We start from the raw sequence: 17940 nt of genomic DNA, 5'->3' as shown, positions 1-17940 counted from the left end.
GAACATCACCATGGGTGTTTTCCTTATCGTTTCGCGCGGTTAAGGAGGCGCTTGAATGCCACGTCCCTTGAACGAATCGAACTCAAATAAGGGATTGGTACGGATGTTGCGTAAGAAGACTCAGCTTTCTGAAAAGCGCTGCGTCGGGTCCGTCATCAGGTGTTACGGGGGCAATGGGGTTTGCCAACCGGATGACGCGCGAAGCATCAATACATATCGACACCGCAAATACCATGAAAATAACCATAGTCGGCACCGGATACGTGGGCCTTGTGACGGCCGCGTGCCTCGCAGAACTCGGCAATGAGGTCTTTTGCCTCGACGTCGATTCACACAGGATCGACGCACTTAATCGACGGCCACAATCTCTATGAGCCGCAACAAATGCGCGAGTGGGGCTTCACGTACCACGCGATCGGCCGCTCGAGCGGGCTGGAAGTGGCGCTGGAAGTATCGGCGCAATAACGCTGCGAGAGTCGAGTCATGTCCAATCTGAATCACACGATCCGTAAGAGCCTCTTCGCGAACTTTATCGGGCGCTACAGCAATACCCTTGTCCAACTGGTAGTGACAGCCGTACTGGCGCGCCTCTTGAGTCCGTCCGACTTCGGCGTGATCGCCGTGCTGACGGTCCTCGTCACGTTCTTCTCCTTCATCAGCGAGATGGGGCTGGGGCCGGCCATCGTTCAGTTCGAACTGAAACGCGAGCAGTTGTCCGCGTTGTTCTGGCTGACGGTGTTCGTCGGCTCGATGCTGTCGATGATTTTCGTGTTCGGCGGACCGCTTCTCTCGACGTTCTATCACGAGCCGCGCTATATAGCGATCGCGAAAATTCTGGCGCTCAACATTGCGCTGTCATGCTGGGGCATCGTGCCGTTCGCGGTACTGCGCAAGCAGCTGAAGTTTAAAGAGATCGTGATGGTGGAGATTGCCTCCGCAATTCTTTCCGGCTGCGTGGGTATCGCCACGGCATACGCGAACTTCGGCGTGTTTGCGCTCGCCTTGAAAGGAGCGTCCTACGCGTGCAGCATGTTCGCGTTCTGCCTCGTCACGAGCCGGTTCAACCCTTTCAAGCGACCGGTCTTCCGCGGAATGACGCGAATCCTCTCGTACTCGGTTTATCAGTTCTTCTTCAACCTGACCAACTACTTCACGAAGAACCTCGACAAGCTCGTCGTGGGTCGGCTGATGGGAAGCAACGCACTTGGCCTCTACGACATGTCGTACCGGTTGATGCTGCTGCCCAATGCCAATTTGACGCAAATTATTTCGCCCGCGCTGCAACCCATCTATGCAGCCCATCAAAACGACAAGGCCACGATCTTTTCTTCATATCAAACGGTGATCCGCGCGCTGCTGATTGCGGGCGGCTTTGCGGGCGTCGGCTGCTTTTTGTGTGCTGACGAGATCATCTTTCTGGCCTATGGCAAGAAGTGGTCGCTTGCAGCGCCGATCTTTTCGATCCTGAGCCTGTCGATTGCGATACAGGTTGTGCTGTCCACCGTCGGTGCGATTTTTCAGGCCATCGGACGCACGGATCTGCTTTCCTTTTCAGGAATGCTGTGCGCAGCCTGCAGTATCAGCGCGATGGTGATCGGCGCGCTGTCGGGCAGTCTGGTGATGTTTGCGTGGCTGGTGTCGGCCAGCTTCGTGATCAACGGCTTGATGACCTTTTACATTCTCGCGCGCCGAGGATTCGGTACGTCGCTGCTTTCGCTGTTCCGGCCGTCGATCGGATGCCTCGGCGGAATCGCGCTGATGCTCGTCGCAAGCGCTGCGGTGAAATTGACAATGAGCGCATTCGAATTCAACCCGATCGTTCTCGCCGCGAAGATCATCGGCGTAACGGGTGCTTACGCCGCGATTTTGCATGTCACGGGCGACCTCCGGTTTCTGCTGAACACGCTGTCACGCCAGCCGACGCGTGCTTCCGTGCTCAAGTCGGACGCGGGTCAGGTTGGCGAAGCCATATAAACAGCAGAAACGCCGACGGCTTTGGGCCATCGTCGGCAGCAAACCGAGGACAAAAATAAAATGACATTGATCAGACGCACGCTATACGCAATCATCATTATCCGTTCGGCATTGGATATCGTCTTCGAATCGCTCAGGCTCGATGAGGGCGGCATGTCGCCTGGCGCCGCATTGAACGGTCTCATCATCATGCTGGGGCTCGTGGTGCTGCTTCGCAAAGGCCTCTCGATACCCCGCACGCCGCTGCTCTTCTGGATTGCGTATCTCGGCTACTCGCTGCTTTCGCTGTTACGCTCACCGGATTTCTACGAAGGCTTGCGGCTGTTTCTCGGCCAGTTCTCGGCTGCGATGATCTTCTTCATCGCAGCGAATGTGATCACGACGCGAAAGCACGCGGAAGAACTGATCAAGTGCGTGATCTACTCGTCGTTTGCCGTGTCGTTTTTCGCGATCATCCAGTACGTCTTTATCGACAAGCTGAGCGGCCGGCTGCAATCCACGTTCGAACACCCGAACATCCTCGCGTTCTATCTGGTGCTGGTCGTCCTTGCGCTGTTCTATCTGCCTCAGATCGACCCGCAGAGAAAGAATCCGCGCTGGAAAATGTTCAGGCTCATGTATGTGCCCTTCCTGCTGATCCTGCTTGTTCTCACCGAAACACGCAGCGCATGGATCGCAATCATGGTGTCGTTCATTCTGTATTCGACGCTGATCAACCGGAAGATGCTGCTCTGTCTGATTCTGGTGCCGCCGCTGCTACTCGTGCCGGCCATCTCCAACAGACTGACCGATCTCGGCACAAGCGGCTCCGCTCAAGACGTGCAAAGCGGTGTGCAGCTCGACTCCTTCTCATGGCGGCAACTGCTGTGGGAATACGCTTTGATCGATTCCAGCGACTCACGAACGGAGGGCAAGGGATTGGGCTCTTTCAGAAGCAACTCGCAACGCTTTTTCCCGCTGGAAGATACCGCCGACGCACACAGCGCCTATATACAGACGCTATACGAAACCGGCGTGATCGGACTCGGCCTGTATATCGCTACGTTCGGCGCCAGTCTCGTCACAATCTGGAAGACCCGGATGAACCGGAAATCAGCGGTGGTTGCGATTGTGCTTATCGTGTCGTACCTGCTTGAAAGTTACTCGGACAACACGCTCTACTACCTGAGTTACAACTGGTATTTCTGGACGTTCATTGGGTGTCATCTGGCAATGTCTGTCAGGGAGAAGCGCGCCGGCCGCGCGCTACCGCAGCCAGGCGGACCCGTGACGGACGGGTCGTTCAGTGTCGAACACCAACCCGCCGGATAGCCACATTGCAGATGAACAGGATCGTCGTCGTATGCACGTCGAACAAATGATGTGCTCGGTGCAATGGATCTTCGTGATGTTTGACCAGGTGAGTGGCGTTCATCCTCAACAGGACGGCGCCACCCTGCCTCAATAAAGTTGTTCGTCTGGTCGAGTTACTTCGCCGACGTCCCCGTCCCGGCACTCCCCCCCGTCCCACCCGTCGCCCCACCACTCCCGCTCGAAATCGGCGCCGCCGCCCCTGCCGCCAACGCGGCTGCAGCCAATGAAGCCGCCGGCTGCCCATTACTCAAAATCGCTCCGGCCGCAAGCAACGCGTCGAGATCCGCATCCGCACCCGGCGTGCCCGGCGCAAACGAAACCGTCAGGAACGACGACGACGCAAGCGTGATCCCATACCGGTCTTTGATCAGCTTCGCGACGGCCGCCTCAGCATTCGCTATCACCGTGCTGTTCGACAGCGCGCTCTGATACGAAGTGTTAGAAGATATCCCCGAGAGCAACCCACTCTCAGTCGTTCCCAACTGCCCCGCCAGATAGTCAAGCAACAATTCCGTCAGCGGCGTCACGTTGAATGTACCCGCGCCGGCCGCAAACGAGTGAATCGTGATCGCGCCGCCGGTCGCAGTAATCGTGCAGGGACCGTCGAACGCGAACGTCGTCGTGTAAGCGCCGTTGGAATTAGCCGTCGCGCTACCTGAACCGTTCTTGCAGGTCAGCGTGATGCTTGCGTTAGCCAGCGCCACGCCGACAGCGGCTGTGCCGCCCACCGTTCCCACCGGCGAACCGCCGCTACTGGTTCCACCACCGCATGCGACCAATGCACTGGTCGCAAACACTATCGATCCGAACTGCAGCGTGCGCAGCGTGGCGCCGTTTAGAAGCTTCATCGCCTATCTCCAAAGAAAGTCATTCACAATTGACCGGCACCAGTGCCCGTCCTTCGCTTACACCCTGCAAACCGTTTCCGCAGATGCCATGTGAAAGCGCTGCGCCCATCGATACAGCAGGCACATTCGCTTGCGGCTTCAGCTTTTTTTCGTCAGTACCAGGGCGCCCGTAACGCAAATACGCATCGCGCATCCGGTAAAGCTGAGTCGAGAAGTACTCGCCACTAAAGCGGCCCTGATTCAGCAAGAACTGCTGCGTGCTATACGGGAAGGTCATGTTCTCCGCCGCATTGGTCGCCACGTAATTCGTCGATCCCACCCGCGTGCGGAAGTCGAGCCCGAACTGTTCCGAGCCGTACACTTGACTGATCCCGGGCTTCATGCCCTGACGCAGCGTCAGCGGGAAGCTGATTGCGGCGCCCACAAACGTGCCCTGTCCGCTATGCTCGCCATGCACGCTCACCGATACGTCGTCGAACCAGCGTGTCAGCGTCGCAACCGGTCCCTTGTCCCCACCAACAAAGCGAGCTACGCCCGCTTCGATCCACAGCTTCCAGGACGGCTGCACCCAGCGGTAAGTCAGCTCGGCGTTCTTCTCGCTCGGCAATGCGTCATGGCCCGGCTCATGGTGCAGATAGGCGAGCCGCAGGCGGATCAGATCGGGGCGGCCCGGCACGAACACCGTTGTTTCGTTTTGCACGCCGACATACGAGTAATCGAATTTGCCGACCGATGTCACGTTGAACACTTGCGGCATGATCCAGAAGCTTTGTGTCAATGCGACCGCATTCAGACCGCCGCGCAAGCGGTAGTTGCTGAACACACGGCCTTCGTCCATGTTCTTCGTGTTGTAGATCGGCGCGATATAACTCGCGTACAGTTCGGCACCGCGCCATAGCGGCACGAACCCCTCGATGTTGGCGCCGAGCGAGATGTCGAAGTTGCCGTACTCGGTGCCGTACAGGTAACTGACAATCGGCTCGATCTGAATCCGCGTCAGCCCGTGCGTGTGCTCATTGCCATGCCATGCGATCGAGTCCGCGTCGTAGGTCGGACGCGTGCGCATCGTCATTGATGCGCTTGCGGCTGTCGGCGCGCCGCCTTCAACGAATTGCGCAAATGCATCGCGATCGACAATGACTTCGCCTAACGGCTCATTGGCCTTCTTGATGACCACGTGAATCTTGTCGGTGCCGTGCGGCGCGTTTACGCTCGCCACGCCAAGCACGATGCCGAGCGCGTCAGCCTCGTTCTGGTTGTAGCGATGGTTCTCGTACTCGACCACCAGATCGCGGCCACTCATCCCGACACGCACACGCTCGAGGCCGGCGGCAAACAGTTGTGCGGCGATTTCGTCGAGCGCGGAGGTATCCAGCGCTTCCGGAATGGAGGCAGACTGCGCATCCGACGATTTAGCAGCTGTCACGTCACTCAGCATCACAGACGCATACGACTGCAGCGGCGGCACATACGTAATCGGCGCTGCGGCCAGCGCATTGTTGGTACCTGTGGAAGCGCGCGTGTCCACCGATTGCAGGCTGGCGAGGCGGATCGGACCTTCATCGCCGGCATCCGCGGTCTGGGCGACCGGTACTTGCGGGCCTTCGCACAAGCCGTTTGCACAACGCGTACTGCTAAAGCGCTTGCCCAGCGGAATCTGAATGGCCACCGAGAACGACGTGCGCGGCGACACCCCATTCGTCGAACGGATCGAACGCATGAGCGTACCGATCACGTTCGCATCGGCTAGCCAGCTAATCCGCGGAGACTGATAGCGCACGCCGGCATAAGGCGTCTTCGAATCGTCTTCTGCGAGCAGCGACAATCCCGTGTTCCACAGCGAGACCTGCGCGCCGCCGAACGGACCGTCGAGCCGATCGCCCTGGCCGTAACCGGCAGTCAAAGTCACCGGTCCAAACGTTTGCGAGACCACGCCGTATTTCGATCGGAAGAAATGCGTCTGGCCGCCAACGTCCGTGACACCAAATGCAATGCTCGGCTGATACTTGAAGAACTTTGGCACTTCGAGCTTGACGTCCGCCATCAGGTGGCGAAACAGGTTGTGGTCGGCGGTGCTGAAGGGTGCGTGGACATCAGCCGGGTAATTGGCAAGCCCGCCGGACACCTCGACATAAGGCAGCAAACCCACTGCGCCCCAGTACATCTGCGCACCCGTCGCCTGCTTTCCGTAGCGCGGATCGATGTAGTTGTTGTATTGCGCCTCCGCCGTTCCTTCGGGCAGTACAAACGCATACGGAATCACCAAACCACCCGCCTGCCCGAGCGCATTCAGCGCAGGGTCGGCCGCTTGCGCCGAAGCGGAGAAGGCTAAAGCCGCAGCAAGTGACAGCGCGCTTGGCGCCGATCGGAGTGGTTGTCCGCGTAGTTTCAGGGCCATGTTTTTTTATTGTGTGCAGGTGTCAGTACGCGTTGCTATGAACCAGACCCTTCGCTATCGTCGCCGCGACTATCCGCATGTCGAGCCCAAACGACCAATTGCGCAGGTAATACAGATCGTGTTCGACGCGTCCTTGCATCTTTTCGATCTGGTCTGTCTCTCCTCTAAATCCGTTGATCTGTGCCCAACCTGTGATCCCCGGTTTGATCCGGTACCGATGGATGTAGCCGTTCACTACTTTCTGATAAAGCTCGTCGTGTTCGATCGCATGAGGCCGCGGCCCCACTACCGACATATCGCCCCGCAGTACATTGAAGAATTGCGGCAACTCATCCAGGCTGGTACTCCTGAGAAACGCACCCACTCGCGTAATACGCGGATCCCCCCGTGTGGCCTGTTTCACCACGCCTGTTTCGACGGTATGAGGACGCATCGAGCGGAACTTGTAGATCTTGAAGATGCGTCCATCCGCACCTTTGCGCCGCTGCGTGAAGAACACTGGTCCACGCGATGACAGCTTCACCGCAATCGCGATTGCAATCAGCAACGGGGCAAGCGCAATCAGCGCGCAAGCGGCGAACATGCGGTCAAAAATCTCTTTCTTCACCAACGCGCCTGCCGGCACCGGAGACGCGACCAGGTTGATCGCAGGCATGCCGATCAAATCGATCATGCCGCTATCGAACAACGCAACGCTGCGCATATCGGGTACAAAGCGCACGTTCACGAGATCGTCGCGAAACTCAGCCACAAAGCGCAACAGCGTGCGTTCCTCGGAGAGTGGCAACGCAAGCCACAACTCCTGCACGTCGTGAGATCTCACGTAGGCGGCGAACTTGGTGATGTCGTCGTACACCGGCACACCTGAGCCTATAGTTCCCAACACCGGCCGCACATCAAAGGCCGCCACTGCGCGAAATCCGCTAGTTGTCGAGCCCTCGATATTGCGCACGACCTGGTGGCAATGCGACCCGCATCCGACAACCGCAACCCGGCGAAGATTCATCCCTGCGTGCCGCACGCGTGCGAGCACGGCGTGCACAAGCAGACGCGACGCAATCAGCGCGCCGCCCGTGATCGCCATCCAATAGGCAAACCAGAGACGTGAAATGAAATCCGTGCGATGCAGCGAGAACATCAGCACGAGACCACAGCCTTGAACCACGAACCACGCTAGCGATACCTGACCGGACATCCGCAGCATTGCTCGCCCACGCCATGAGCTGTAGACGCCGAATACGGGGAACAAGACCAGAGTAAAAGCCGCGGCAAACGCAACGAATGCCGTATCGATACGGCTTTGCGTGAGATATTCAAATCGCACCTGCGATGCGGCCAACGCCCCGAAGACGACGAGCATCACATCGAGCAAGCGCGCGATCAGGCCTTCCAACCCCGGTATCGTTCTTCTTTGCTGCGCAAAATTTGTTGTATCCATTCTTATCCCCGCGCTGGTCTCTCACGCCAAACGTTCTTGTCGAGCTGCTCAATTTGTGTCTGCTTTGTGTTCGCTTCGACAGCTCATGTCTTTCTTACTTCAACCACCACGCCCTTCGCGGCGACAACACTGCCCCCGCCCGCTAAAAAGCGCGCAATGCAAAACAATCTGGATTTCGCTCATCCAGCGCGAAACCGAACGACTGGACGTTCCTGAACAACGATGGGGGATGTACAGCAAGCCGCTCGCACCCGTCTAATCTGGGTACTCAGGCAAAACGCCGCCGCGACGGAATCCGAACAGAGGATCACACCGCATGTGCGTTGAGGAGACAGACCTGATACCCCCGACCAGGCCAGTCGCTGATTCGAACTTCACCTTCACTTACTGCTTGTCTTGCCTGTGTTGTGCACCGCGCAACCTTTAAAGCAGCAAGCATGCCAATCGTCAGATTTCTTTAATAATTGATCAGCGCACATCGGGCAAACCCTTGTCGGATATGCATTTTTTGTTCCGACGCTGCGGCTCGGGGCCGGCAAAAAAGACGCGAAAGCGTGTTCGGTAACGCGCCCGTTACGTAACGTCGCCCGTAACGGCTTCGATCGATCGAGTGATCGGAAGTGGGCGTAGTGCGGCGTGGTGAAGGTCTGAAGTAAGGAGAGTGGAGAAGTACTTTTACGCGGCCGAAACACTTGCCTTTTCGCTTGCGCTGTGCAAAACGGTGCGTAAAACTAGCTCCCCTAGCCCGCGCAAAATGCCATATCTGCACACGCACGCACAGGCTGCGTACGAGCAAGGAGGGACCGATGGCAAACCATGAATACACGCTGTCACATCAGGACGTGGTGAAGGCAGTGATCATTCATCAGAACATTCATGAGGGCTTCTGGACGCTGAACATCAATTTCAACGTCACCGCCACTCATGGTCCGCAAGTGCCGGACCCCTGCCTCGCGGTGACGATCAAGGGCATCGGCATCATGCGGGCCTCGTCTACCGATCCTCTCGCCATCGACGCCGCCCTCGTCAATCCACCCGTGCCAGAGCCTGCTGAAAGTGCAGTGCATATAGCGGTCGCCGTCAACGGCACGCATGAAGCCGGCATGCAATTCTGTCGCGACGTCTATCGCAATGTCGCGGTACAAAGCGCGGTCAGCGCGCGGACCAAATCCAGCTGAACGCGATCTGTTATCTGTGTCGCAAGAAAATGCTTCCATGCCCGGCGAGCGCGTCTTCCGGCACTGGTGGCGCCGGAATTCGCCCGCGTGCCGCCGTCCTGTGAAGGCAGCGAGACACCGGATGGCAGCTTGTGGCCGCGCAGGACCGCAGGCCTGAGGCCGGCGGCCCGGACGGTTGTCCCGGGCATGAAAGCACCCTGAAAATATACCCGGACGCAGGCTGGATATGCTTCCTAAAGCAATGCACCCATCCGCCGTCCGCAGGACAATCTTCCATTAGAATGGCATTTATCTGAATAAACTCCCGAGAATGCCGTGACCACCCGAAATCGCCCACTGGACAACCAGGATCGGAAGATCATGCGCGAGTTGCAGAAGAACGCGCGCCTGAGCAACGCCGAACTCGCCGAACTGGTCGGCATGTCGACCACGGCGTGCTGGAATCGCACGCGTCAATTGGAAACTGAGGGGTACATCCGCGGCTACGTCGCGTTGCTCGATCAGCAGAAGCTCGGCTTCGCCGACGTGGTGCTGCTCGAAGTCACGCTCGACCGTCACGACGACGACGCACTCGCCCGCTTCGGCGCCGAACTGGCAACGCTGACTGAAGTGCTGGAAGCGTATCTGGTGTCGGGCGATTACGACTATCTGGTCAAAGTGGCGGTCGACGGTACGGCGGGCTACGAGCGGTTTCTGCGCGAGAAGCTCTATAAGATCGCGGGCATCCGCCATAGCCGCTCGATGTTTGCCCTCCGATGCATGAAGAGCATTCCATCGATTGCGATCTAGCTCGGTTTGTAAAGGAGAAGAACGGGGCGTTGTCGCTACGCAGGCTTACCTGTCGCGCAACGGAACGCCCACGTCTCTAGTGCTTATGGTGCAGCCAGTCCTTGATCGGATGCGCGTGCAGCCAGCGAGCAACCGGCTGATCATCCTTGTGTTCTCGCCTGTAGCGCGCCGCTGTAAATATTACGAGGCATAGCACCACGACGATTCCTACTACAAAACTCATCATCGATTGAGTCATGGCAACCTCCTTTGAGGTCAAAACCATGCCTATATATTAGGTGACCAGAGAAATAGCACCTACCGTTGCTCATTCATCCCTACCCGGTTCGCACGGGCTGTTTCGCACGGGCGTTCTCGAAACCGGCCGGCCCGAACGGGTTCCAATACATCTGATACACGCTATTGCCCCATGACAGCGGCAATCGCCGCTCGTTGCAGCACGGTCATCGGACCGAGCCTCTCGATAACTTGCAACTGTGCTGCGTCCCGCACGAAGAGCGATCCCGCAAACGCCAACGCATTCACCGAAATTCCCTCGACACGTTCCGAAGACCTTGGCACGAGCAGCATCCATCGAGGAGAAACAAGCAGGTTGTACGGCGCCGACTGGTGGAGTTCGCCATTCACCTCGATCGCTCGCAGGCCGACTGCTTCGAGCAACGCGTGGTAGCAATCTAACGCGGCGTGTGCGGCGTCCGTTGAGATGGCGGAAGCCAATTCCAGAGGGGCGAACGCGTGCCTGAATGCCAGACCGGGTCCCCTGCCAATCGGACTCTCCATGCAAGCGGATTCAAGCACAGACTCAATGGGGAGTGCCGGACCAGATTCGCCGAGCGGCAGCGGCACGATCTGCAGATGCTTGTGCTGTTGACTCGCGCCGGCCTCCGCGCCGCCATTGTAGAAACCCAGTCCATCGAACTCGGCCATGCAGGCAATCAATGCAGCAAAGTCCGCGAGATCGAGCAGCGCGTCCTGCGATTTGAAGCTACGGGTGACGATCAGGAGATGATGGTCGATGACGTTGAACTTGTTGAGCAAGGCAACGTGCGTGTCCGAGAGATCGGACACAAAGAGGTCGGGATCATAAGGAAGAAACGGATTGATCGCGCTGCGTGTGCCGGCCCGATCTGCAGGTGCCTGTCGCGTTGCCTCCTTGCGAGCGAGGCTTGAGACCTGGCGGACCAGGAAGCGTATGCCGTGATCTTCGATCAGCGCCTGGGTTGTCTCGATCGGCCGCAGTGCGCCACAACGCAGCGCATGCTCAGTCTGGCGCAGAATGGCCGGCCACAGGGTGCCGGGCTGGAGATGCCGATGTTCCATGATTCACGCAGACCGAAGCGCATGTCGCAGACGCGCATGTCGCAAACGCGCATGTCGCAAACGCGCATGTCGCAAACGCGCATGTCGCGGAATACGCGTAACCGCACCTACGCTTTGTAACCGATGGCACGTAACAGATCCTTGCGCCATTGAACGCCCTCCTCGTTTTCAACGCCGAGCGGCGGGAGCCCGTCGACCACACCCAGGATACCGCGCCCCTGGTCTGTCTCGGCAATCAGAATCTGCGTGGGATTCGCCGTCGCGCAGAAGATCCGGCAGACCTCCGGCACAGCCTTGATCGCGTTCAGCACATTGACCGGGTAAAAGCCATCGCCCAGAAAGATCACGAAGCAGTGGCCGGCGGCAATGGCCATGGCATTCTGGCACGCCAACTCGACGAGATCCGCATCGGTGCCGGAGCGGCGCACGAGACGATTACCCGACGCTTCGCAAAAAGCCAAACCAAACTTGATGCCCGGAACGGTACCGACCATTGCCTCATGCAGGTCCTCGACAGACTTGATGAAGTGGGTCTGCCCCAGGATGAAGTTCGTCGCTTCGGGTTTGACGATTGTTACCGTAAGCAGTTGCATATCGGACCTCGCTCTGTGGCCCCAGGAACCCCGGGGGGAGGCTGCTTTCGTCAGCGGATCGCGGTTCGTCAAGTTTCGCCGGCCGGCGACTGCCTTCCACAATCAAGCCTAGTACGAACCCGCCATCAGCGATAGCGCGGGGCGCGGGTGCCAGTGAGCACTGGGCAAGATGAGACGCATGACTGCGCATTTGCTGCACTAGAATGAATTTTCACCGTACTGGATCGTGCTGGCGAACCAGACCTCGCCGGCGCAGGTGAAATTCGTGTTGGAGGAGAGTCATGCCGACGTATCAATATCGTTGTGAGAAGTGTGGCGAGTTGTTCGAGCACGCTGAACATCTCGCTGAACATGAAGTCGCCCATCCCCGTTGCCCGAAATGCGGCAGCGAAACGTGTCAGCACGTACCGACGCCGTTTGTCGCCAAGACATCAAGGAAAAGCTGAGGTGTCAGGCAGCAGGATCCGCTCGTTCACCTGGCGGATATCAGTGTGGCCGCAAAAGGCCATGGTGATGTCCAGTTCCTTCTGGATGATCTGCAGGCACTGCGTGACACCTGCCTCGCCCATTGCACCCAGGCCATAGAGAAAGCTGCGGCCGATCAGCGTGCCTTTCGCGCCCAGCGCGACAGCTTTCAGCACATCCTGTCCGCTGCGAATGCCGCCATCCATCCACACTTCGATGCGCGAGCCGACTTCGCGTGCGATCTCGGGAAGCACCGAGATCGAAGAGGGCGCACCGTCGAGTTGGCGGCCGCCATGGTTTGAGACGATCAACGCGTCAGCGCCGCTGTCGGCGGCGAGACGCGCATCTTCGACATCCATGATGCCTTTCAGAATGAGTTTGCCGCCCCACTGCTTCTTGACCCATTCGACGTCGGCCCAGCTCAGCGCCGGATCGAACTGCTCTGCGGTCCAGGAGCTCAGGGACGACAGATCGCCCACGCCCTTCGCATGGCCGACGATGTTGCCAAACGTGCGCCGCCGCGTGCCGAGCATGCCGAGGCACCAGCGCGGCTTGGTCGCGAGGTTGATGAGGTTCGCGGGGGTCAATCTGGGCGGCGCCGACAGCCCGTTCTTGATGTCCTTGTGACGTTGGCCGAGGATCTGCAGATCGAGCGTCAGCATCAAGGCGCTGCACCGTGCCGCGCGAGCGCGCTCAATCAAGCGCATGATGAAATCGCGGTCGCGCATCATATAAAGTTGGAACCAGAACGGCTTGCTGGTGTGGGCGGCAACGTCTTCGATCGAGCAGATGCTCATCGTGGACAAGGTGAACGGCACGCCGAACTTCTCCGCCGCGCGCGCGGCGAGGATTTCACCGTCGGCATGTTGCATACCGGTCAAGCCCGTTGGCGCAAGCGCCACGGGCATCGCGGCCTCCAGACCGATCATTTCCGTGCGCGTGCTGCGGCCCGCCATGTTGACGGCCACGCGCTGACGCAGCTTCAGGCGATGGAAGTCGCTTTCATTGGCGCGGTAGGTACTTTCCGTCCACGAGCCACTGTCGGCGTAATCGTAGAACATGCGCGGCACACGCCGTTGAGCAAGCACGCGTAAATCTTCGATGCAGGTAATGACAGGCACGATTTCTCTCAGCGCTGGGAACAAGCGGTGAGTGTACGTGCTTCAGACAGTCGCCCGGTATAGCGGGAATTCCTGGGGACAATTCACCTAGACGCCGCGCAAGGGCTTCTGGCAAGCCGCCAGCACCGCGCCGGCCGCCAGCAGCAACGCGGAATAAACCAGCCCGCGAGCCAGACCGGCACCATCCGAAACCCAGCCGATCACCATCGGCCCAACGATCTGCCCGAACGCAAATACGATCGTGAATGCGCTGATGCCCTTGGCCCAGTGGCTCACCGGCAAATTGTGGCGCACGAAAGCCGTGGTCGACGCGACGGCTGAGAGAAATGTCGCGCCGAACAGCACACCGGAGACGAACGCCACCCACGGTTGCGTGAACAACGCCGGCAGCAGCGTCGCCACGGCGAGCAGCGCGTTGAGTATCGCAAGCGCGTGGCCGCCACGCATGCGGTCGAGCAGACCGGACCATACGCGCGCGGATACAACCGTCGCCACGCCGAGCAACAGGTAGAAACCCGTCACCACCACCGCGCTCATACCCGCGTTGCGCAGCAGCGCGACGATGAAGGTCATGTAGCCGATATAGCCGACGCCGAACAATCCATAGCCGGCCAGCGCGAGGCTGAATTGCGGCCAACGTGGCGCGGCGGCGACACCGGCAGCATGCGCGGCAGACGACCCGGTCGCGTGCGTTCTTTCGATTTTTCTCGCGGCGCCAACGGCGATCGCGGAGAACACCGCGCACGCGGCCGCCAGCGCGAACCACGCAAACTGCCAGCCATGTGCGACGTTGAGAATCGTCAGGGGCACCAACACCGAGGAGGCGACGATGCCCCATCCGGTCCCGCCGTAATACAAGCCGAGCACCAGGCCCGCATCGTTCGGTCTCGCGGACGCAAGCCGCGCCGCCAGCACGCCGCCACTGATGAAAACCGCCGCGCTGCTCGCGCCGGTGATGACGCGCAACACGAGAAGCGAATGCGTGTCGGCAAGCAGACCGCTAATGGCCATCAGGAGCGCGGTGGCCGCGCAGCCCACGCCGAACAACGCACTGGCCGGCCAGCGTCGCGCGAATGGCGGAAAAGCCAGCGCGCCGAGCAGATAGCCCAGCGCATTGGCCGTGTTCATCGCGCCGGCTTGAGCGAAGCTCCAGCCGAGGTCGAGTTTCATCGACGGCAACAGCAACGCATACGCAAAGCGGGCCAGGCCCAGCGCGATCGCGCTGCCTAGCGACAGCCCGGCGGCCAGCATCAAGGTAGGCAGGCGCTGCGCCGCTTCGGTGGAGTGAGTGGTCGATGCGGCGTCGAGAGATTTTGTCGGCATTGGCTAGCGTGGGTAGGCAAGGATGCGGCCGGCTTGCTGCGGCATGGCGCCATCATATCCGGGGGCGCCAGCCGCGATTGACCGTTAGTTGCAGAGTCAACGCCCGGCACGCGACCGCCAGGCCCTTCGGACCGCTCGCGGACTGCACCAATCCACGATGCTGCACGCTGTCCAATTCACTTTATAAATGAGAATGATTTGCATTTACCGGCAATTTGGCTCATCATGAAGGCCTGCGACGCTGCCCTCATCCGATCAGGCCGGCGCGACTTATTGGACCGTGTCCACTCAGGAGCATCGATGAACTTCCGCTCTCAATACAGCAGCCGTGCCGACCTGGTCGACGATCACGTCACGGATACCGCCGACGCACCCGATCGCACGGTCCTCAGCGCCGTACGCACCTGGCTGCGGCCGGCGTGCGAAACGGCGCGCGGCGGCGTGCATTGGCGCGACATCCTGAGCGGCGTGGGCTTGCGGCAAGACGGCATCGAACATTTCGATCTGCTGATGCGTTCGCTGATGTGCGTGTCCTATCGTCCGCTCGACATGCGATGCCGCTGCGCCAGTGATCTCGGCAAAGACGAAGCCGTGATTCTGCAAACCATCGCACTGCTGCAAAAAACGCACAGCGGCGCCGCGTTGCGCATGCTGAACGAATGGCTGCCGGCGCCGGCCGTGAGCGGCGTATTGAAGCTGATCCGCTGGTTCGCCATCGATCTGCTCGACGCCGGTGTCGAACTCGACGTACAAGCGCGCCGCGTCACGTATATGCATTGAGGACCCGAGCGTATGCCGTTGGACCTCGCTCCTCTCGCTCCTTTAACTCTGTCGCGCGTGCGTGACAGCATCGGCTCACAGGCGACGAATAGCGCAAACGCCTTGCAAGCTGCTCAACCTGCACAACCCGTTCGAACCGCGCACGCGATCGTCAGCGCGGCCCTGCCGCAATTTGTCTCGCATCCGCTAACGCGCCACTATCCGCGCGGCGTCGCCGCGCCACGCGCGGGTGAGTTGCATCTGTGGCGATTCCGCTGCGAATGGCTACCCGTGCCGGTGCAGGAAGGCGAAGTGTGGCTGTCGAAGGGAGAGCGCGAACGCGCCCGGCTTCATCCGAACTCGGCGCTACGCAAACGCTTTGTTAGCGCACGCGTGGTGACGCGCTGGATTGTCGCGAATCTGTTCGACTGCCACCCGCAGGCCGTCGATTTGCAGGACGACGGCAACGAGAAGCTGCGCGCGCGTCATCCGCAGGACGGTCGCGGCATCACGATCGACATCGCGTACGCCGGCATCTGGATCGTGATCGGGATTGCGTCGGCGACGCTCGGTTTGAGCGTCGTCGTACCCTCGCCGGGTGCGGCTCGCGACGAGCCGCCGGAAGGCTCACGCCGATGCGCGCGTTACGGCAGTTTGAGCAACGCGTTGCGCTATGCGCCCGTCAATGTCGATCCGGATCTGCTGTCGAGCGATGGCGTAGCCTGCGCATTCGATCTCGCAGAGCATGGCCGCTGGCATGTGCTCGATTTGCCGATGTCGGGAAAGATTCGCGCGGCGGTTGCACTCGCGCAGCCGGTCACGCAGGTGCATGCCTTTGGATGGCCTAAGGCGTTGGTGTTTGGCGAATCGGGCGCCTAGCGGGCGAAGGTTTTCGTCGACCACGACACGCATGCAGCATAGCCTTCTGGCGCTGCGATCCAGCGCGCAGCAATCTCGCGCATGTCATCCGGAATCGTATTGCGTAGCGTCACCTGCATGCTGTCGCGCGGCAGCACCGTCAGATGCTGCAAGCCGCGCGTGATGCCCACGCCCGTCGTTTTGACTAGCGCTTCTTTCGCGACCCACGCGTCGTAAAACGCAGCCAGCTGCTGCTCAACGTCAAGGCGCTCGATCCACGCCGCTTCGTTCGCATCGAGCGTCAACGTTACGATCGAACGCCAATCGAAGCTATCGTTGAGCCGTTCGATATCGACTCCGACACGCCGCTTTGACGACATCGCGATGAGCCCGTGCGAGCCTGCATGCGATACGTTGAAATCGAGCGAGTGGGAATCGGCCAGATGAGGGCGACGGTTTGCATCTAGCTTGAATCGAACGGCGTGTGCCGCCATGCCAAGATATCGCGCGAGTTGCTCGCGCAGCGCCGCGCGCACAGACGCGAAGCGAAGCGCATCCTCGTGGCGGCGAAAGGTAGCGGCTCTCGCTCGTTCGTCGTCGCTTAGCGATGCAAAGGCGGCATCCTCCAACGACGCGTCGAAAGCGAAATCGACGCGCCACAACGAAACGTCGGACGGGCAGTCAGGCGGCAATGCAAGCGGTTCGATCGAATACATCGCGAAGGTTCGGGCGTTAGACACGCGGTCGTAAGAGAATATGCGCGACTGTACCCGAATTGGCATCCTCCCCTATCTGACGGAAGGGGATTCCCGCGTCATGGAATGCAACGCAACATCATCTCAAAGGGACATGGGACCTACGCTTTCCACGTGGGCTGACATCGCAAGCCCGGCGGCCCGAACATTAAGCGCAGCGTCGATGTCGCGATCGTGGATTGACCTGTATTCCGGGCATCTCCATGTACAGACTTTCAACGACATGTCTTCCGATACGAGCTAGCAGACGGTCGTTATCTTCGCCAGCAGGCCAAGCCAGCACAACGCAATGAAGCGGTTGATCCCGTTCAACGGTTGAATGCTCATGACCTCTTCCTGAGTCGCAATTCTTCGGCCTTCATCGCCCGCTGATATGCTTCCATACGCCGCCACGCATCGACACAGCGCACCTGCGGGCGTTCGCGGTTCCGGCTGATCCACCACGGCCTGCCCTGCTTCACGTACCAGCGCCACACCGCGGCTTCGCAGATTTCGTGTTCCGTATCGGGACATACCCCGTCAATGAAGTCGTCGAAGTGCAGCGCATGGGCGACACCGTCCTGCCAGTGACGCCACAGGTCATCCGCAATGAATCCCACCGTGAACCCCAGCAGGATCAGCGGGTACTGTATCCATGCCGGATCACCCAGGTCCTTTGCGGCAAACCATCCCACCACGTTCGTGTAGATGGCCGTTATGAACATGCCAGCCCAGGTGAACCTGATGAAAGGCGGAACCAGCAGAATGCGCATCCGCCGCAGATCTCGT

At 59.6% G+C, this 17940-nt stretch carries 20 protein-coding genes and 1 pseudogene; 10 read left to right on the top strand and 11 right to left on the bottom strand.

The window, feature by feature from the left end; translation table 11 throughout:
* Positions 1-233 precede the first annotated feature (233 nt).
* The 5 genes and pseudogenes from KHO23_RS12460 to KHO23_RS12440 form a co-directional block, all read left to right on the top strand.
* Positions 234-353, top strand: a pseudogene (locus tag KHO23_RS12460) (NAD-binding protein); the annotation flags it as partial.
* Positions 304-465, top strand: coding sequence for a hypothetical protein (locus KHO23_RS12455; RefSeq protein ID WP_211611688.1), 162 nt, complete (start codon positions 304-306; stop codon positions 463-465). The pseudogene KHO23_RS12460 and the gene KHO23_RS12455, both read left to right, overlap by 50 nt.
* A gap of 18 nt (positions 466-483) precedes the next feature.
* Positions 484-1974 (top strand): lipopolysaccharide biosynthesis protein, encoded by a 1491-nt coding sequence (locus tag KHO23_RS12450; RefSeq protein ID WP_211611527.1) that lies wholly within the window; start codon positions 484-486, stop codon positions 1972-1974.
* A 60-nt stretch (positions 1975-2034) separates the two neighbouring features.
* Entirely contained in the window at positions 2035-3285 is a 1251-nt protein-coding gene (locus KHO23_RS12445; RefSeq protein WP_211611526.1) for an O-antigen ligase family protein, read from the top strand.
* The gene (locus tag KHO23_RS12440; protein ID WP_211611525.1) at positions 3260-3421 is read left to right on the top strand and encodes a hypothetical protein; all 162 of its coding nucleotides are present in this window, start codon (positions 3260-3262) and stop codon (positions 3419-3421) included. The genes KHO23_RS12445 and KHO23_RS12440 overlap by 26 nt, the downstream gene beginning before the upstream one ends.
* A 19-nt stretch (positions 3422-3440) precedes the next feature.
* On the opposite strand, the gene KHO23_RS12435 is transcribed toward KHO23_RS12440, so the two are convergent.
* Genes KHO23_RS12435 through KHO23_RS12425 form a run of 3 tightly spaced genes read right to left on the bottom strand, consistent with a single transcriptional unit; the run spans position 3441 to position 8011 of the window.
* A complete protein-coding gene (locus KHO23_RS12435; RefSeq protein ID WP_211611524.1) occupies positions 3441-4175 on the bottom strand; it encodes a carboxypeptidase regulatory-like domain-containing protein in 735 nt (244 codons plus the stop codon).
* Positions 4176-4194: 19 nt separating this feature from the next.
* Entirely contained in the window at positions 4195-6573 is a 2379-nt protein-coding gene (locus tag KHO23_RS12430) for a YjbH domain-containing protein (protein WP_211611523.1), read from the bottom strand.
* A gap of 22 nt (positions 6574-6595) precedes the next feature.
* Positions 6596-8011, bottom strand: a complete 1416-nt coding sequence (locus KHO23_RS12425; protein WP_211611522.1) for an undecaprenyl-phosphate glucose phosphotransferase — start codon at positions 8009-8011, stop codon at positions 6596-6598.
* A gap of 806 nt (positions 8012-8817) precedes the next feature.
* Here KHO23_RS12425 and KHO23_RS12420 point away from each other — a divergent pair.
* Both KHO23_RS12420 and KHO23_RS12415 read left to right on the top strand, forming a co-directional pair.
* Positions 8818-9189, top strand: a complete 372-nt coding sequence (locus KHO23_RS12420; protein ID WP_211611521.1) for a hypothetical protein — start codon at positions 8818-8820, stop codon at positions 9187-9189.
* A 315-nt stretch (positions 9190-9504) separates the two neighbouring features.
* Entirely contained in the window at positions 9505-9978 is a 474-nt protein-coding gene (locus KHO23_RS12415) for an Lrp/AsnC family transcriptional regulator (RefSeq protein WP_154562395.1), read from the top strand.
* A gap of 76 nt (positions 9979-10054) precedes the next feature.
* On the opposite strand, the gene KHO23_RS12410 is transcribed toward KHO23_RS12415, so the two are convergent.
* The 4 genes from KHO23_RS12410 to KHO23_RS12395 all read right to left on the bottom strand — a co-directional run bounded on the left by KHO23_RS12410 (position 10055) and on the right by KHO23_RS12395 (position 11891).
* Positions 10055-10216: a hypothetical protein gene (locus KHO23_RS12410; RefSeq protein ID WP_181448450.1), complete on the bottom strand. Its 162-nt coding sequence runs from the start codon at positions 10214-10216 to the stop codon at positions 10055-10057.
* A 161-nt stretch (positions 10217-10377) separates the two neighbouring features.
* Positions 10378-11298: an ATP adenylyltransferase family protein gene (locus tag KHO23_RS12405; RefSeq protein WP_211611520.1), complete on the bottom strand. Its 921-nt coding sequence runs from the start codon at positions 11296-11298 to the stop codon at positions 10378-10380.
* Between the two features lie 3 nt (positions 11299-11301).
* Positions 11302-11448, bottom strand: a complete 147-nt coding sequence (locus KHO23_RS35625; RefSeq protein ID WP_211611519.1) for a pentapeptide repeat-containing protein — start codon at positions 11446-11448, stop codon at positions 11302-11304.
* Positions 11406-11891 (bottom strand): adenosine-specific kinase, encoded by a 486-nt coding sequence (locus KHO23_RS12395; RefSeq protein WP_211611518.1) that lies wholly within the window; start codon positions 11889-11891, stop codon positions 11406-11408. Before KHO23_RS12395 ends, KHO23_RS35625 begins: the two co-directional genes overlap by 43 nt.
* A gap of 281 nt (positions 11892-12172) precedes the next feature.
* Between KHO23_RS12395 and KHO23_RS12390 the strand changes: the two genes are divergently transcribed.
* A complete protein-coding gene (locus tag KHO23_RS12390) occupies positions 12173-12337 on the top strand; it encodes an FmdB family zinc ribbon protein (RefSeq protein ID WP_093642035.1) in 165 nt (54 codons plus the stop codon).
* Here KHO23_RS12390 and KHO23_RS12385 read toward each other — a convergent pair.
* Together KHO23_RS12385 and KHO23_RS12380 are read right to left on the bottom strand one after the other, a co-directional pair.
* Positions 12323-13477: an alpha-hydroxy acid oxidase gene (locus KHO23_RS12385; RefSeq protein ID WP_211611517.1), complete on the bottom strand. Its 1155-nt coding sequence runs from the start codon at positions 13475-13477 to the stop codon at positions 12323-12325. The two genes, KHO23_RS12390 and KHO23_RS12385, sit on opposite strands and share 15 nt — an antisense overlap.
* An 87-nt stretch (positions 13478-13564) precedes the next feature.
* Positions 13565-14800, bottom strand: a complete 1236-nt coding sequence (locus tag KHO23_RS12380) for a YbfB/YjiJ family MFS transporter (protein WP_211611516.1) — start codon at positions 14798-14800, stop codon at positions 13565-13567.
* Positions 14801-15100: 300 nt separating this feature from the next.
* Between KHO23_RS12380 and KHO23_RS12375 the strand changes: the two genes are divergently transcribed.
* Positions 15101-15580 (top strand): hypothetical protein, encoded by a 480-nt coding sequence (locus KHO23_RS12375; protein ID WP_211611515.1) that lies wholly within the window; start codon positions 15101-15103, stop codon positions 15578-15580.
* A gap of 12 nt (positions 15581-15592) precedes the next feature.
* A complete protein-coding gene (locus tag KHO23_RS12370) occupies positions 15593-16438 on the top strand; it encodes a hypothetical protein (protein ID WP_236066814.1) in 846 nt (281 codons plus the stop codon).
* Here KHO23_RS12370 and KHO23_RS12365 read toward each other — a convergent pair.
* Positions 16435-17133, bottom strand: a complete 699-nt coding sequence (locus tag KHO23_RS12365; protein WP_211611514.1) for a 4'-phosphopantetheinyl transferase family protein — start codon at positions 17131-17133, stop codon at positions 16435-16437. The genes KHO23_RS12370 and KHO23_RS12365 overlap by 4 nt on opposite strands.
* 362 nt (positions 17134-17495) lie before the next feature.
* On the bottom strand, positions 17496-17924 hold the full coding sequence (locus tag KHO23_RS12360; protein ID WP_211611513.1) for a hypothetical protein: 429 nt from the start codon (positions 17922-17924) through the stop codon (positions 17496-17498).
* Positions 17925-17940 lie beyond the last annotated feature (16 nt).

The sequence above is a fragment of the Paraburkholderia haematera genome (genome assembly GCF_905220975.1).
In the GTDB taxonomy this organism is placed as follows: Bacteria; Pseudomonadota; Gammaproteobacteria; order Burkholderiales; family Burkholderiaceae; genus Paraburkholderia; species Paraburkholderia haematera.
The sequence above is the reverse complement of the archived record's forward strand: the minus strand, read 5'-3'. Positions and strand labels throughout refer to the sequence as shown.

Coding starts and splice junctions, on each gene's coding strand:
- KHO23_RS12430 (WP_211611523.1), bottom strand. CDS start 6,573: ATGGCCCTGAAACTACGCGGACAACCACTCCGATCGGCGCCAAGCGCG.
- KHO23_RS12425 (WP_211611522.1), bottom strand. CDS start 8,011: ATGGATACAACAAATTTTGCGCAGCAAAGAAGAACGATACCGGGGTTG.
- KHO23_RS12360 (WP_211611513.1), bottom strand. CDS start 17,924: ATGCGCATTCTGCTGGTTCCGCCTTTCATCAGGTTCACCTGGGCTGGC.
- KHO23_RS12395 (WP_211611518.1), bottom strand. CDS start 11,891: ATGCAACTGCTTACGGTAACAATCGTCAAACCCGAAGCGACGAACTTC.
- KHO23_RS12455 (WP_211611688.1), top strand. CDS start 304: ATGAGGTCTTTTGCCTCGACGTCGATTCACACAGGATCGACGCACTTA.
- KHO23_RS12375 (WP_211611515.1), top strand. CDS start 15,101: ATGAACTTCCGCTCTCAATACAGCAGCCGTGCCGACCTGGTCGACGAT.
- KHO23_RS12450 (WP_211611527.1), top strand. CDS start 484: ATGTCCAATCTGAATCACACGATCCGTAAGAGCCTCTTCGCGAACTTT.
- KHO23_RS12420 (WP_211611521.1), top strand. CDS start 8,818: ATGGCAAACCATGAATACACGCTGTCACATCAGGACGTGGTGAAGGCA.
- KHO23_RS12435 (WP_211611524.1), bottom strand. CDS start 4,175: ATGAAGCTTCTAAACGGCGCCACGCTGCGCACGCTGCAGTTCGGATCG.
- KHO23_RS12410 (WP_181448450.1), bottom strand. CDS start 10,216: ATGACTCAATCGATGATGAGTTTTGTAGTAGGAATCGTCGTGGTGCTA.
- KHO23_RS12445 (WP_211611526.1), top strand. CDS start 2,035: ATGACATTGATCAGACGCACGCTATACGCAATCATCATTATCCGTTCG.
- KHO23_RS12390 (WP_093642035.1), top strand. CDS start 12,173: ATGCCGACGTATCAATATCGTTGTGAGAAGTGTGGCGAGTTGTTCGAG.
- KHO23_RS35625 (WP_211611519.1), bottom strand. CDS start 11,448: ATGGCGCAAGGATCTGTTACGTGCCATCGGTTACAAAGCGTAGGTGCG.
- KHO23_RS12370 (WP_236066814.1), top strand. CDS start 15,593: ATGCCGTTGGACCTCGCTCCTCTCGCTCCTTTAACTCTGTCGCGCGTG.
- KHO23_RS12365 (WP_211611514.1), bottom strand. CDS start 17,133: ATGTATTCGATCGAACCGCTTGCATTGCCGCCTGACTGCCCGTCCGAC.
- KHO23_RS12405 (WP_211611520.1), bottom strand. CDS start 11,298: ATGGAACATCGGCATCTCCAGCCCGGCACCCTGTGGCCGGCCATTCTG.
- KHO23_RS12380 (WP_211611516.1), bottom strand. CDS start 14,800: ATGCCGACAAAATCTCTCGACGCCGCATCGACCACTCACTCCACCGAA.